The 287-nt window shown below is 70.0% G+C and carries 1 pseudogene; it reads right to left on the bottom strand.

The annotated features are described in order from the left end of the window. Positions 1–287: pseudogene (locus tag GV790_RS29940) on the bottom strand (Na+/H+ antiporter subunit A); the annotation flags it as partial.

Raw genomic sequence — 287 nt, 5'->3', positions numbered from 1 at the left:
CGCCGATCTGTCCGCGGAACCGGAACAGGACAAGGCCCGCCGCGATGATCAGGATCGTCAGGGCGAGTACTTCGTTGAAGCCGTGCCACAGCAGCAGGTGCGAGTCGAGTGCACCGGGCACCGATCGCGCGTAGGGGCTGATCAGCTTGTCCAGGCCGGGTGCGGCCAAGCCCGCGATCAGGCTGCCCGCGGCCAGGAGCGCGGGTGCGCCGAGCAGGAGTGCGCCCGGCCGGTGCCAGTGCGGTTCGGTGACGCCCGGTTTGTCGCCGAACGCGCCCCAGATGAAG

The organism is Nocardia cyriacigeorgica, from assembly GCF_010858045.1.
GTDB lineage: Bacteria > Actinomycetota > Actinomycetes > Mycobacteriales > Mycobacteriaceae > Nocardia > Nocardia cyriacigeorgica_E.
This window is presented reverse-complemented; position numbering and strand designations above follow the sequence as displayed.